Annotated in this window: 13 protein-coding genes and 2 other annotated features; of the genes, 7 read left to right on the top strand and 6 right to left on the bottom strand. The window is 37.2% G+C overall.

Features of this window, described 5'->3' with window-relative positions; all coding sequences use genetic code 11:
- Positions 1 to 26 precede the first annotated feature (26 nt).
- The gene (locus C2I06_RS16625) at positions 27 to 1,169 is read right to left on the bottom strand and encodes an anti-sigma factor (RefSeq protein WP_249928237.1); all 1,143 of its coding nucleotides are present in this window, start codon (positions 1,167 to 1,169) and stop codon (positions 27 to 29) included.
- The gene (locus C2I06_RS16620) at positions 1,162 to 1,659 is read right to left on the bottom strand and encodes an RNA polymerase sigma factor (protein WP_095329611.1); all 498 of its coding nucleotides are present in this window, start codon (positions 1,657 to 1,659) and stop codon (positions 1,162 to 1,164) included. Before C2I06_RS16620 ends, C2I06_RS16625 begins: the two co-directional genes overlap by 8 nt.
- Before the next feature lie 112 nt (positions 1,660 to 1,771).
- Between C2I06_RS16620 and C2I06_RS16615 the strand changes: the two genes are divergently transcribed.
- Positions 1,772 to 2,821 (top strand): homoserine dehydrogenase, encoded by a 1,050-nt coding sequence (locus C2I06_RS16615; protein ID WP_275068616.1) that lies wholly within the window; start codon positions 1,772 to 1,774, stop codon positions 2,819 to 2,821.
- A gap of 37 nt (positions 2,822 to 2,858) precedes the next feature.
- Here the strand turns inward: C2I06_RS16615 and C2I06_RS16610 are convergent, their stop codons facing one another.
- Positions 2,859 to 3,047, bottom strand: a complete 189-nt coding sequence (locus C2I06_RS16610) for an aspartyl-phosphate phosphatase Spo0E family protein (protein WP_095329613.1) — start codon at positions 3,045 to 3,047, stop codon at positions 2,859 to 2,861.
- A gap of 471 nt (positions 3,048 to 3,518) precedes the next feature.
- Here C2I06_RS16610 and C2I06_RS16605 point away from each other — a divergent pair, with 471 nt between their 5' ends.
- Complete coding sequence (locus C2I06_RS16605; protein ID WP_095329614.1) at positions 3,519 to 4,232, top strand: YwaF family protein; 714 nt, start codon at positions 3,519 to 3,521, stop codon at positions 4,230 to 4,232.
- A 47-nt stretch (positions 4,233 to 4,279) separates the two neighbouring features.
- On the opposite strand, the gene C2I06_RS16600 is transcribed toward C2I06_RS16605, so the two are convergent.
- On the bottom strand, positions 4,280 to 5,251 hold the full coding sequence (locus tag C2I06_RS16600; protein WP_095329615.1) for an exonuclease domain-containing protein: 972 nt from the start codon (positions 5,249 to 5,251) through the stop codon (positions 4,280 to 4,282).
- A 235-nt stretch (positions 5,252 to 5,486) separates the two neighbouring features.
- Between C2I06_RS16600 and C2I06_RS16595 the strand changes: the two genes are divergently transcribed.
- Positions 5,487 to 5,930: a C40 family peptidase gene (locus C2I06_RS16595; protein WP_095329616.1), complete on the top strand. Its 444-nt coding sequence runs from the start codon at positions 5,487 to 5,489 to the stop codon at positions 5,928 to 5,930.
- 556 nt (positions 5,931 to 6,486) lie between these two features.
- Positions 6,487 to 7,353, top strand: a complete 867-nt coding sequence (locus C2I06_RS16590) for a DMT family transporter (RefSeq protein ID WP_095329617.1) — start codon at positions 6,487 to 6,489, stop codon at positions 7,351 to 7,353.
- A gap of 325 nt (positions 7,354 to 7,678) precedes the next feature.
- On the opposite strand, the gene C2I06_RS25125 is transcribed toward C2I06_RS16590, so the two are convergent.
- Positions 7,679 to 7,843: a hypothetical protein gene (locus tag C2I06_RS25125; RefSeq protein ID WP_164463730.1), complete on the bottom strand. Its 165-nt coding sequence runs from the start codon at positions 7,841 to 7,843 to the stop codon at positions 7,679 to 7,681.
- A gap of 131 nt (positions 7,844 to 7,974) precedes the next feature.
- Here C2I06_RS25125 and C2I06_RS16585 point away from each other — a divergent pair, with 131 nt between their 5' ends.
- Complete coding sequence (locus tag C2I06_RS16585) at positions 7,975 to 9,024, top strand: SDR family oxidoreductase (RefSeq protein WP_371473119.1); 1,050 nt, start codon at positions 7,975 to 7,977, stop codon at positions 9,022 to 9,024.
- Positions 9,025 to 9,066: 42 nt separating this feature from the next.
- Here the strand turns inward: C2I06_RS16585 and tyrS are convergent, their stop codons facing one another.
- Positions 9,067 to 10,314 carry a tyrosine--tRNA ligase gene (tyrS, locus tag C2I06_RS16580; RefSeq protein WP_123258479.1) on the bottom strand — a complete coding sequence of 416 codons (1,248 nt, stop codon included), beginning with the start codon at positions 10,312 to 10,314 and terminating at the stop codon, positions 9,067 to 9,069.
- Between the two features lie 57 nt (positions 10,315 to 10,371).
- Positions 10,372 to 10,609: a binding site (T-box leader), on the bottom strand.
- A gap of 166 nt (positions 10,610 to 10,775) precedes the next feature.
- Positions 10,776 to 11,022, top strand: a binding site (T-box leader).
- Between the two features lie 86 nt (positions 11,023 to 11,108).
- Here tyrS and C2I06_RS16575 point away from each other — a divergent pair.
- Positions 11,109 to 12,107: a tryptophan--tRNA ligase gene (locus tag C2I06_RS16575; RefSeq protein WP_095329620.1), complete on the top strand. Its 999-nt coding sequence runs from the start codon at positions 11,109 to 11,111 to the stop codon at positions 12,105 to 12,107.
- A gap of 233 nt (positions 12,108 to 12,340) precedes the next feature.
- Positions 12,341 to 12,889 (top strand): DUF3231 family protein, encoded by a 549-nt coding sequence (locus C2I06_RS16570; RefSeq protein WP_095329621.1) that lies wholly within the window; start codon positions 12,341 to 12,343, stop codon positions 12,887 to 12,889.
- The last annotated feature ends 138 nt before the right edge of the window (positions 12,890 to 13,027 follow it).

Here is a 13,027-nt window from a genome sequence, read left to right as displayed (position 1 = left end):
GCGCACTGTGGGTACTTATGTTTCTTTTATTCATCCCAATTCCAAAACCCTATTTCATCAATATGAATTGCCCTTATCCAGTTTTCTTTTTTTAATTTGAGAATTTCCTCTGTAGGACCAGTAATAACAACCCCATAATGATTAATACCATGTTTTTTCATATAAGCAATTCGTTTATTTAATTCTAAATGACCAAAATAAAAATTTTCCGCCTTTTTTTCATAGGGTTCCAAAAATGCAAGTGTTTTTAGAAATTGTTTATGGAGAATCTCCGCATCTCCTTCTGTATACTCTGGCGAAGAAGAAGAGCTCGATTCAATGGAAAACCAAAAGTTTCCTTCCTTTTCGGTTGAATCTGTAATCATATCATCATCATGCCAAATGGGGGTATTAGGAAACCCGATTGGGTCTATACCAAATTCGTCTCTATTCTCTACCCCTGTATCAACAGCAAACCAGATAATTTCTACATTTCTATCTTTTAAATAATCAAACACTTTATTTGTTGATAATAATTCAGAGAAGGACAGATAAACAGACGCAACAGTGCCATTCTTTACTTTTTCTAGTCGCTTCCATTCCGATGGTGATGATTCTTTTGGTAAAAAGGAAAAGGAGGCTTGTTGTTGGGAGATGACTCCCTGTGTTTTCTTTTCAGGCACTCCCATGAGAGAAAAGAAGAAATTTGTTTTATATTCCCCCGTTTTATAGATTTCATCCCCGACTCTTTTTTCAATATCTGTTGTTGTTTCCAGTCCAAAGTATGGCTTTGTAGCTGTACTTGTTCCACTGTACTGCCCATAGGGATCTGTTACAGTAAGGGTTAAATCAATAATGTTTCGGTATACATCTGTTCTATCGGGAGTGCCCCAAGCGTAATAAACGGCAGTGAAAATGGAAGAAAGAATGGTGAAAAGAATGATTAGTCCTAATGCAGTGAGCGCTGTTTGTAATCGGGCTATCCACTTTCCTCTTCTTACAATTCTCCTTTGTTTTTTTGAATCAATCAGCAGTGGTGCGGCTTGATGAGGATTGCCTATTTCTGCTTCCTCAAAAACTTGAAAATATTGCTCCATTTTTTCTAAATCTCTCTCTATTTCTTCTGCTTCCTCTTTAGAAAGTTCTCCATTTTTATATGCTTCTAACCTTTTTTTGTACTCTTCACTCACGAATTTGTTTCCCCCTCTGTCTTATTGTTTGTCTCCCTCGGAAGAGTAAAACTTTAAAGTAGGTTGGACTAATGTTCATTACCATGGCACCTTCCTCTGTTGTAAGCTCTTGGAAGTCTGCTAGTAATACGGCCATCCTTTGTTTTTCTGGTAATACTTTTAGAATGGTTTTCACTCTTTGAATCTCTTCTTTTAATAAGACTGTCTCCTCTATTCTTTGCGCGTTCTCCATCTTTTCTTGAAAGAAATCATTCTCTTTGACTACTAGTCGCTTATTTTTTCGAAACTGATCGATAAAAACGTGATACGCCACCGTGAAAAGCCAGGCCTTCACATTTTTTCCTTGGAAAGTTTCCAGATAGAGATGTGCTCTGAAAAATGTCTCTTGAACTAAGTCTTCTGCAGAATGATGATTATGGCAGAGTGAAAGGAGAAAATAATAAATATCATTAAAATAAGTTTGATAAATAGTATCAATTGAATCCTTCATCTTCGCCCCCTATTGCTTATAACACGTTTAATGAGAAGAAAAGTTACAGTGAAAAATTTTTTATTCCAAAATAAAGGAAATACAAACGAAAAAAAAGAAGTCTATAGCAAGAATAGCAAAGAAAGGAATATCTGAAACAATGAAACAAAAAAAAATAATCATTACGGGATATGGCACAGTCGGGAAGGAATTTATCGAATTATTATATCGGAAAAAAGAAGTGTATATAAAACAGTATCAGACAGAATTGATAGTAACTGGCGTGGTTGGATCTGTAGGGATGATCTATGAACCACAAGGCCTGGATCTAACTATTTTAAATCAGCTCCCCACAGGATCGATCGGAATTTCGCAATATGCTAGTATGAAAGATTTAGTGCTTGAATCTCCAGTAATCCAAGGAGATATTCTCGTAGAGTGTACCCCTACGAATTTAGAAACAGGCGAACCAGCACTTTCTTACATAAAAAAAGCGCTCGAGGCAAAAATGGATATCGTATCTATCAGTAAAGGGGCACTTGTTCATTCCTTGCCAGAATTACTGGCAATTGCCAAAGGAAAAGGGTGTCATATTAAGTATAGTGGTGCTACGGCAGCAGCGTTGCCTACATTAGATATCGGTGAATTTAGTTTGGCAGGCAGTACCATTCAATCGATAAAAGGGATTTTGAACGGGACATCCAATTTCATCCTGACAAGTATGTCAGAGGGAAACCTGACTTTTGAAAAAGCATTACAGTTAGCACAGGAAAATGGAATTGCGGAAAAAAATCCTGATTTAGATATTAAGGGGTTGGATAGTGCATGCAAAATATTGCTATTAGCAAATGGATTACTTCATACGAATCTAACTTTAGAAGATGTGGATATCGATGGCATCGACAAGATTACGAAAGCAGATATACAGCGTGCCAAAATAAATAGCTGTGAGTGGAAGTTAATTGCAACAGCGAAAAAGCAACGAGATAAGTTTATCTTACAAGTAAAACCCGAAATGATTCCTCCTGAAAATCCGCTAATCCATGTAAAGGGAACAAATAAAGGAATCTTGTTTGAAACGGAAGAAATGGGAGCAATTTGCTGTGTTGGCGGTGCGTCACATCCAAGGGGCGCAGCGGCAGCGGCGATGAAAGATATGATTAATCTTATTCGGCAGGAATAATTGTAGAAGAGGATTCAGGAGAATTTTGTATACTTGTCTATTTTTGAGCCATTTTTTTCTGATACATGACAATATATGTATCCAGCAGTTCACTTATTTGAATGGTATTGGGATCATTTAATCCTTTTTCAATCCCATATTTAAGTAATTGTATTTTTAAAGAATCGATTGTGTCCATAAGTTCACAAACATTTTCTATATTCATTCGAGAAAGTACCATTAACATTTAAAACTCCTATATTTTATAGATTGCTTTATTATTTTACCAAATTAAATTGGAAAAAATAAGTACTTTTTCTATTAAATTTACAAAAATGTAGGAGAATGACTTGTTGGATAATTTTCCTTTTTTGCTAGAAGGATAGTGATATCCAACCATGTCACCTAAAAGGAGTCTGGAGGATACGATGATTTTTTAATAAAGAAAAATCATCGTATCCTTCAGATTATTTTTCCGAAGCAAGGTTAAATAAATATTCAAGGTAGGATTCTAATTCGAATTTATCTTTGTCAATAAAATCAGTCATTGCAGTATTTGTTTGTAGTTTCATCATAATCCTCTCCTTTAAAAATGATTTTTTCTTTTCAGTAGTATTTGTCTATAATATTCCCAAACTATTAAACTTTTATACATAGTTTTTAAAAATAATTTGGAAAAAGTTTTTTTCGGAAAATATCAGAAAGGAGAATGGTGGTAATGAAGGGATGGTACGGGCATCTTTATGATGATTTTCCCTTTGAATTATTTTCTGTTTCCCATCTAATCATGATAGGTATTCTTATAATAGGGGGAATTTTCCTTGTTATTTTTCGGAATTGCATCCAAATGATCAGGGGTATTTTTCAGTCTGTTTTCTTTGTATTATTACTTGGTTTTGAGGTGATGTATCATTATTGGATGTATAAGGATGGTTTATGGGATGCTTCTTTTATGCTGCCGTTCCATCTGTGTTCCATTAGCTTAGTGCTTTGTTTGCTGCTTCTGATTACAAAATGGGAGTTTGTTTTTCAAGTTGTCTATTTTTTCGGCATGATTGGCGCCTTAATGGCTATTGTCACACCTGAGTTATTTATAGGTTATCCCCATTTCCGCTATTTTCACTTTTTTGTTACGCATATTCTTATTATATGGACTTGTCTTTATTTTGTGCTTGTCCACCAATATAAACCGACTAAAAAAGGGATGGTTTTGTCCTTTGTTTTTCTCAATAGCAGCGCAGTGCTTGCATGGATTGTTAATGTTTATACAGGCGGTAATTATATGTTTTTAGCATATAAACCGGAAAATGGTTCTTTACTCGATTATTTAGGTCCATATCCATATTACATACTGGTTCTTGAGGCAGTCGCCTTTTTTTTATTTTTTGTTTTGCTTATGCCTTTCCGATGGAAGAAAGGGAAAAAAGGATAATAAAAAGACTGCTTCTTAGTGGGGAAGAAACAGTCTTTTCTATTCAATTAATGATTGACTCGTTCTCTTTTTAATAGTGCTAAAAATTCCTGTTCGTTAATAATTTCTATGGGCTTTCCTTTTGCCTGTAAATCATACGCTTTTTTCTCTTTAGAACTAATGCCTTCAGATCCAACAAGCTTTTGGTCTTGGTCACCGACCACCAAATAATCTGTTTTACTGCTGACACCACTTTTAATAATACCTCCAACATTAACTACTTGCTGCATCGCATCTTTCCGTTCTAGTGTACGCAGATCACCAGTAAATACAAGATTTTTTTCATATAGCGGGTGATCCACATCAAAGGAATCCGTTGTTGGTGTTATGTCTGATATGGAAACGGAAGAAAACTTCTTGAATGGTTTTTTGTTGGAAAAATTAGTTGCTCTTCCAAAAGTTCTTTGTGGTTTTAATTCTGAAAATTGTTTTATAGGAAGAGTTGGATAGGACGCACAGTAATGGCTTAACGAATTCTTCTTTCTCGATTGGATACAAGCGATTACTAGCTCTGCACATGCTCGCGCATCGGAACCTGCATGGTGATGTTCTTGCATAGAAATGCCAAAATAAGAGGTCCGGTCCTTCAATGATTGCCCAATTTTTGCTCCTCTTGTTGCCCGATTGCTAATAGGAATACTGCAAATATAGGAAAAATCAGGTTTAGCCAATTGATATTTTTCTAGACAGGAATACAGAACACTCATATCAAACTGGGCATTATGAGCGATAATAGTATGGGAAGAAATATCTTCTTTTATTAGTTCCCACACTTCTGGAAAACTCTTCGCATTCTCAACATCCTTTTCTGTTATTCCATGAACCGCTATAAACTTTGGATCAAATGATAGACTTGGCGGCTTTATTAAAAAATATTGTTCTTTTATTATCGCGTTATTTTCTACATAAGCTAATCCGATGGAACAGGCACTTGCCATATCAGCATTCGCAATTTCAAAATCGATAGCAATAAAATCCACTGTTTATACGCTCCTTCTTTTTTCTATTAGTATATCATGTTCGTTCCTTTCTTTAGAGAAATTAGCTAATAAGAAGATATTGGAACCGTAGGAAAGTTATTCTTGAATAATAGTGTAATAGATTTGTAATCGAATTTCTATCTAGCTGTAACCTAATTATCTGAATAATATGAGAAGATAGATTTTGTTGATAGAAGGAAGCCTTGGGAACAATATTTTAAAATGAGGTCACTACATGAAAAAAGTTCTTGTTATGTCACTCCTGTCATTTGGTTTGTTATTTTCCGGCATATTTAATGCCCATGAAGCAAGCGCTGCTTCAAAGAAATCAGTTGTTACTGTTGCAAAAAAATACATTGGAACACCATATAAATATGGAGGAACATCTCCAAAAGGATTTGACTGCTCCGGCTTTGTCGGTTATAGCTACAAAAAGGTCGGCAAATCACTGCCGCGAACAACCGCGAGCATGTATAAAAAAGGAAAAAAAGTAAAGAAATCAAACTTGAAAAAAGGAGATTTAATCTTCTTTAAAACATATAAAAAAGGTGCCTCCCATGTTGGCATATACATAGGAAGTAATCAGTTTATCCATAGTTCCTCCTCCAAAGGAGTAAAAGTGGACAAGCTATCTAACTCTTATTGGAAAACAAAATACTATGGTGCAAAAAGAATTTAACCCTTTCTCAGAAAGGGTTTTTTGTTTTCTGAATGGAGGCTAGGATAAAATATATAATAGATAAAGACAAACAATCTCTAATTAAGAAGTAAAATCAACTCGTTCTATTACGCTACTGACACTCTATGCGCCGGGGAACAACCTAAGCCTCCTGTAGGGTCTAAAGATTGCTTTGCTTCCCATAGGATTTGAGTGTCCTCCGCTCCATTACACTCCGTTTTTAGTGTTTATTTAGTTCTATTTTTTTTAGTAAACTAAAATTACTAGGGAAAATGGAGTTGACTGAATACACGGAGACTCCTATGGGAGCTGCGAGAAAGTCCGAGACCCTGCAGGAGCGTATACGCCGAAGCGGCTCGGCGCTCGCCCTATGGAAAGTGAAGTGTATTCAGTCTGCGGATGATGACCACACCCCTTCTTTTTCTAATGAATAAGGATTTTTTTCAAGAATTTACGAAATAAACTGAAAAAATCATCCCAACATATTCCAAAAAGACCAATTTTTCTATATCATTAAGAGTAAAATGAGCAACTGGGAAGAATTTGGGGGAGTATTATGAGTGCAGCAATGAAATTTGCATTATCGATGGCTATATTTGGTTCGGTTGGCTATTTCTCTGCCAAAACAAATTTGCCATCAATCGAACTTGTATTTATTCGGTGCATTTGTGCATGTGTCGTATTAAGTTTGGTGTATTTATTTTCAAATAAGAAAAAAGAAACGGTGGAGAAAAAGGAGATTGGCTTTAGTGTCCTGTGTGGTGTGTTTCTCGTTGTCAATTGGGTCTTTTTCTTTCGTTCCTTTGAGCATATGTCCGTAACGGTTGCCGTTTCGATCTATCATTTGGCACCGGTTCTAGTTGTGTTACTGGGAAGTTTTCTTTATCGGGAAAAGATCACTTTAAAAGTAATGTTGACGGTTATTACATGCTTTATTGGAACATTATTAGTTGGGGGAATGCAAGATTATCTGTCTTTAGAAAGTCTTATGTCAGCTGGATTGCCGTGGGCATTTGGAGCAGCCTTGTTTTATGCATTAACCACTTTGATGGGCAAGAAAATTTCAAAATTAAATCCTATTTTAACAACCATTATCCAAACAGGTGTAGGGGTTCTCATGCTATTGCCATTTGTCCAATGGGATTATTTTAGCCAGTTAACGGGAGAGAATTGGTTTTATATTTTATTAACAGGGATCGTCCATACGGGGTATGTGTATTATTTGTTTTTTAGCAGTTTGCCAAAGCTGTCTTCAGGGACAATTGCAATCCTGGTATTTATCGATCCAGCAGTTGCAATCTTTATGGATATAGTTTTAACAGCATATCGTCCTGATTTTCTGCAGATTATTGGTATCTTACTTATCTTTTGGGGACAAGCTCATGCTGCTTTGAAGCGGAAGGTGAGTGAATCAGGGAATTAGCCTATAAAAGAGGAATGGAAAAGATTCCATTCCTCTCAGACTGTAGACAAACTCCTGTATTTTGGAAATAGAAGTTTGAGTAAAGTATATTTATTAATCTCTTTGAATTTAGACGTTACTTTCCGCTCCGGGGGTTCGCTTTCCGTGGGGCTCGCGCTGAGCCGCTTCGGCTTACAGCCTGCAGGGTCTCAGACTGTCTCGCTAATCCCACAGGAGTCTCACCCCCTCCACTCCAAGCAACGCATGAAAATGCATTTTTACTTCTCCAATATCTTTTTGTCGACAAGCTAAGAGGAATGGAAAAGATTCCATTCCTCTAATTTTCTCATATTTTTGGAAAATGTAATTCATAAACTGGCCTTTTAAAATATGGCGGTCTTAACGTTATTTTGGGCATTGTCCATTTATGGTTGATATAGGTCATATACACAGTTTCATTAGAATGCTTTTGTAGTAATAGTTTTACCTTTGGGTTAAATTCATATCTCATCTATACCCCTCCTTCATTTCTTCTTTTAATGTATTCATTTCCGACAAAAGAGAGTTAGTCCCAAAAAGATAATTAGGCACCAAATAATAAATGCCACATACGATATGTTACGACTATGAGGAGGGATCAGTATGTCTATTTATGTAAATGATCCGAGAGATCCGATGTACCAAGTGCCAAAAGCATATTATGAATTAGTAGAAACAAGAAATCATCAATCAGAGAAGCTTTTGGGATTAAAGGAAGTTCAAGAACTTTTTGCTGACAATAAACAGACAGACCCATATCCGCTTTATCCGAACTACGGAAGAATCACAAAGTATGAGGAAATACCGATTAATTTTCCTGAAAATAGACAGCTTCGTCAGCCGGGACTTGAAAGTTATATGGTTCCAAGGCCAATTATTGAAAATGACCACTACATAGGAAGTGGAAAGCTGAAAGGGAAAGTGGCTTTAATAACAGGAGGAGATAGTGGAATTGGTGCAGCCGTTGCCATTGCCTTTGCAAAGGAAGGGGCAGATGTAGCGATTGCCTATTTAGATGAGCATGAGGATGCGAATCGTACGAAAAAAAGAATTGAGGAGTTAGGGCAGCAATGTCTGTTATTACCAGGAGACTTGCGCAAGAAAAAACAGTGTATAGATATTGTAGAGAAAACAGTTAAGGCATTTGGAAAATTGGATATTCTTTGTAACCATGTCGGCATTCAATTTCAACAGGCGAGATTAACAGATATTACGGATGAACAATTTGATAATACATTTAAGGTTAATATTTATTCTCATTTTTATACGACAAGAGCAGCGCTTCCACATTTAAAGCCGGGCAGCAGCATTATTAACACTGCTTCTGTTGTTGCATATGCTGGGGAACCTCTGTTAATTGACTATGTTGCCACAAAAGCAGCAAATGTCGGCTTCACTCGCGCTCTTGCCAGAAGTGTTATCAAAGATGGCATTCGAGTAAATGCAGTAGCGCCAGGACGAATTTGGACACCATTAATTCCGGCGAGCTTCTCCTCTGATCAAGTGGCTATCTTTGGTTCAGAGAATCCAATGCAAAGAGCGGCCCAACCATTTGAACTAGCACCAACCTTTGTATACTTAGCTTCCGATGATTCCCGATTTGTAACAGGGCAAGTTCTGCACGTAAATGGAGGCGAAGCAGTAAGCTCCTAAAGAGAGAATAGAAAAATGGGCTAGCAGCTAGCCCATTTTTTCTTATTCGCTAAGCAGTTTTACAAACTTTCTTTTTCCTACTTGAATAATCAAGTCCTTATTGATTGAAACTTCAAGGTCCATTTCTTCGACTTTCTCTCCATTGATGCGTACACCACCGTTTTGTATCATCCGTCTTGCTTCACTTTTCGAGGTTAATAGATGTAAGTCTACTAATAGCCGAACAAGCGATTCAGGATTTTTTCCAGTCCACTTAGCGGTTGGAATATCCTCTGGTAAGGAGCCTTTTTGAAAAACTGCAATAAATTGCTGTTCTGCTTTTTCGGATGCTTCTTTGCCATGGTACATACGGACGATTGTTTTGGCTAGCAGCATTTTAGCATCCCGAGGGTGAAGAGTTCCTGTATGCAATTCTTTTTTTATTTGCGTGATTTCAGCAGGCTCCAGATCTGTAATAAGCTCATAGTATTTGCTCATTAATGGATCAGGGATGGACATTGCTTTGCCGTACATTTCATTGGGATTCTCATCAATGCCAATGTAGTTATGCTTTGACTTAGACATTTTTTCTACCCCGTCTAATCCTTCTAATAGCGGCATTAATATAGCAATCTGCTTTTCTTTTCCAAACTTCTCTTGGTAGTGGCGGCCCATGAGAATGTTAAAATGCTGATCTGTCCCACCAAGCTCAATATCTGCCTCTAACATAACAGAATCATACCCTTGCATTAATGGGTAAAAAAATTCATGCAAGGAAATCGATTTTCCATATGCTAATCGCTCTTCAAAATCATCTCGTTCTAGTAAGCGGGCAACGGTTATTTTTCCAGCAAGTCCTATAACATCTTCGAAAGAAAGGGAAGAGAGCCATTTAGAGTTGTAATGAAGCTCAACCTTCTCCATGTCTAAGACTTTTCCGAATTGCTCAAAATAAGTTTTCGCATTCTCCTTTACTTCTTCATCTGTCAGTTGTTTTCTAGCAGAAGATTTTCCAGTTGGATCACCGATTTTCCCAGTGAAATCGCCGATAATCAATTGAATAGTATGCCCATTTTCCTGGAATTGGCGTAATTTATTCAGTACAACAGTATGGCCAAGGTGAACATCTGGCGCAGATGGGTCAAGACCAAGCTTTACTTTTAATGGCGTATTGGTCACAAGGGATTTTGCAATTTTTTCTGCGAGTTCTTCTGTTGGAATGATGTCTTGCACGCCTTGGCGATAGACATCTAGCTGCCTCTTCATTTCTTTTTCTTGGTCGCTCGTTAACTGTTCAATAAATGGACTCATCTTTTTTCTCCTTTCGTTAAATTAAATGATTAATAAACAAAAAAACACGCCCCTAAAAAAAGGGACGTGGTTGCTTGTAAGCACGTGGTACCACCCTAATTGAAGAATATAATTATTCCTATTCTTCCACTCATTATGGGTAACGGCTCATCCGTTCTTTGCTAATCGAATAAAATTCTTTCACAAAGAATGCTCTTGGAGGTAATTCGCGTCTATTTTTGTGTCAATTTGCACCGGCCATTGACTCTCTAAGAACAGGGAAATAGGCACTACTGATTCCAATCAAAGCATATATATTAAAAGATATAATTAGTAAAATTTAAAGTTAGCGCTAACTTGATAAAGATACTAACAGATAAAATTTGCAAATACAAGAGGTTATGTTGATTTTATGTTTAAAAATTTTTTCGTTTTGGATCTCTTGACCTTTTGAAATGTATATTTTACTATATATGTAATATTATTGAGCGATGAGGAAGAAGAGTAGGCAGTTGAAAGGTTTAAGAGAGCTGATGGTTGGTGCGAATCAGTACGGATTGATTGCTGAATGGGCTTCGGAGCTTCAAGGCTGAACCAATAGTAGGCTGCGCGGAACGTCTTACCGTTAAAAAAGACAAAGTATAAGAAACGGCTATGTTTCTGTACGGATAAGTGCGTTTATCGGATATAAACGAATGAAGGTGGCACCACGGGTTACTCGTCCTTTTTTAGGATGAGTAGCCCTTTTTGTGTTTTATCCGATGCTTATCGTCCCGCTGACGGAGGTTTCGCTTAAGAAAAGGGAGGATTATCAAATGGAGCAAATTGTCTTAACAGGTATTAAGCCAACAGGGCAGATTCATTTAGGAAACTATATAGGAGCGATTAAACCCGCTTTGAAGCTAGCAGAAAATAACGATTATCAAGCAGCTTATTTTATTGCGGATTACCATGGTTTAACAAAAATTCACGATCAGGAAGAATTTCGAACATTAACATATGGAGTAGCAGCGACATGGTTAGCGCTTGGATTGGATCCTGAAAAAACAATCTTCTATCGTCAATCGAATGTGCCGGAAATTTTTGAATTGAGTTGGATATTATCTTGCTTTTCCCCAAAGGGATTGCTAAACCGAGCTCACGCCTATAAAGGGATAGTTGATAGCAATAAACAAGCAGGGAAAGAGGTAGATGACGGGGTAAATATGGGATTATTTACGTACCCAATCTTGATGGCAGCTGATATTCTTGCTTTTCAAGCAAATATGGTACCAGTCGGAAAAGATCAAATTCAGCATGTGGAAATTGCTCGCGATATTGCGGATAGCTTTAATCACCAATATGGAGAGACATTTGTACTTCCAGAATATATTGTAGATGAAGAAACAAGCATTTTGCCTGGTTTAGACGGTCGAAAAATGAGCAAAAGCTACCATAACACAATTCCGCTTTTTGAAGAACCGGCAAAGCTACAAAAGCTCATTAATAAAATCAAAACTGACTCGCTTCCGCCAGAAGCTCCAAAGGATACAGAATCGTCTATTCTATTTACACTATATAAGGAATTTGCCAGTGTCGAAGAAATAGCGCAGATGCGTAAAAAGTACGAAAGCGGAATCGGATGGGGCGAAGTGAAAAAAGAATTATTTGCTGTGATGAATCGATTCTTAGAAGAACCAAGAAAGAAATATCAGGAGTTAATGGCAAATCCGGAAAAAATAGATCTTATTCTCCAAAAAGGAGCAGAAAAAGCTAGAGCGCGAACATTGCCATTTTTAGAAGAAGTAAGAAAGCGGATCGGCGTGCTGCGTTGAGTGGAGAGTCGCAAGTAAAAGAGCGGAAGTCGCAAGCAAAGTGGAGAAAGTCGCAAGAAAACTAGATAGACCCGCAAACAAAAGCATCAATAAGTTTTAGTGTGAACTTAACTGCTCGCTCATTTGTCAAAAAAGGAGATTCTTTTCACTTTTTGCTTGCCTTTCCATTTATTTTGAATAAACTGCCATCTAGTTGTAAACATTATAGGTAAAAAACACTAAGAGGTGTAGTAATGGCACATAAGATGGAAGCGCTTCTTGACTATATTAGGACAAGATTTGATTCAGAACCAAAACCTTTGCTTCATATTGGAGAGGCGATGGGCTGCTGGACATATCATGCTGCAATTGCGGATGAAATTCCGGTCCTTGAGATGGCACTTAATACAACGACAGATAATGTTTTAATTAAATTGGTTCATGAAGCAAAGGAATTAGCAACAGAGCAGCGCAGAACTTTAGAGGAGTTTATGATTAAGGAAGGTGTTCCTCTCTCGAATTCTGCTGAGTCAAAGCCTAAGTCTGATCCGAATGCCGTTCCATTAGGAGCGAAATCTACTGATATGGAGATAGCCAATTTGCTGGCGGCAAAAGTGACAAGCAATATTGTTATGTGTTCCACTAATATCACGCAAAGTGTGCGCAGTGATGTGGGGTTAATGTGGATTCGTTTCCATACGGAGAAAAGCATTTTTGGGATGGAGCTGAAAACAAGAATGAGGGAGCATGGATGGATTAAGATGCCGCCGAGCTTCTATCCTCCAGGTGCACCACATCAGTAATTCACAAATACGAGTATATTAACAGAATCTAGTGCGGAGAGCACTAGATTTTTTTGTGAAAAAACATAACCTTTTAGGAAAACGATGACTACCTTTTGAAACCTTTTCCCATATAGCGGCGTAATAAGTACTATATTG

It is taken from the genome of Niallia circulans (genome assembly GCF_003726095.1).
In the GTDB taxonomy this organism is placed as follows: Bacteria; Bacillota; Bacilli; order Bacillales; family Cytobacillaceae; genus Niallia; species Niallia circulans_A.
This window is presented reverse-complemented; position numbering and strand designations above follow the sequence as displayed.

What these genes read in the sequence shown, in the direction of transcription:
- C2I06_RS16620 (WP_095329611.1), bottom strand. Translation starts at nt 1,659, where the DNA reads ATGAAGGATTCAATTGATACTATTTATCAAACTTATTTTAATGATATT.
- C2I06_RS16610 (WP_095329613.1), bottom strand. Translation starts at nt 3,047, where the DNA reads ATGTTAATGGTACTTTCTCGAATGAATATAGAAAATGTTTGTGAACTT.
- C2I06_RS16605 (WP_095329614.1), top strand. Translation starts at nt 3,519, where the DNA reads ATGAAGGGATGGTACGGGCATCTTTATGATGATTTTCCCTTTGAATTA.
- C2I06_RS16595 (WP_095329616.1), top strand. Translation starts at nt 5,487, where the DNA reads ATGAAAAAAGTTCTTGTTATGTCACTCCTGTCATTTGGTTTGTTATTT.
- C2I06_RS16590 (WP_095329617.1), top strand. Translation starts at nt 6,487, where the DNA reads ATGAGTGCAGCAATGAAATTTGCATTATCGATGGCTATATTTGGTTCG.
- C2I06_RS25125 (WP_164463730.1), bottom strand. Translation starts at nt 7,843, where the DNA reads ATGAGATATGAATTTAACCCAAAGGTAAAACTATTACTACAAAAGCAT.
- C2I06_RS16585 (WP_371473119.1), top strand. Translation starts at nt 7,975, where the DNA reads ATGTCTATTTATGTAAATGATCCGAGAGATCCGATGTACCAAGTGCCA.
- tyrS (WP_123258479.1), bottom strand. Translation starts at nt 10,314, where the DNA reads ATGAGTCCATTTATTGAACAGTTAACGAGCGACCAAGAAAAAGAAATG.
- C2I06_RS16575 (WP_095329620.1), top strand. Translation starts at nt 11,109, where the DNA reads ATGGAGCAAATTGTCTTAACAGGTATTAAGCCAACAGGGCAGATTCAT.
- C2I06_RS16570 (WP_095329621.1), top strand. Translation starts at nt 12,341, where the DNA reads ATGGCACATAAGATGGAAGCGCTTCTTGACTATATTAGGACAAGATTT.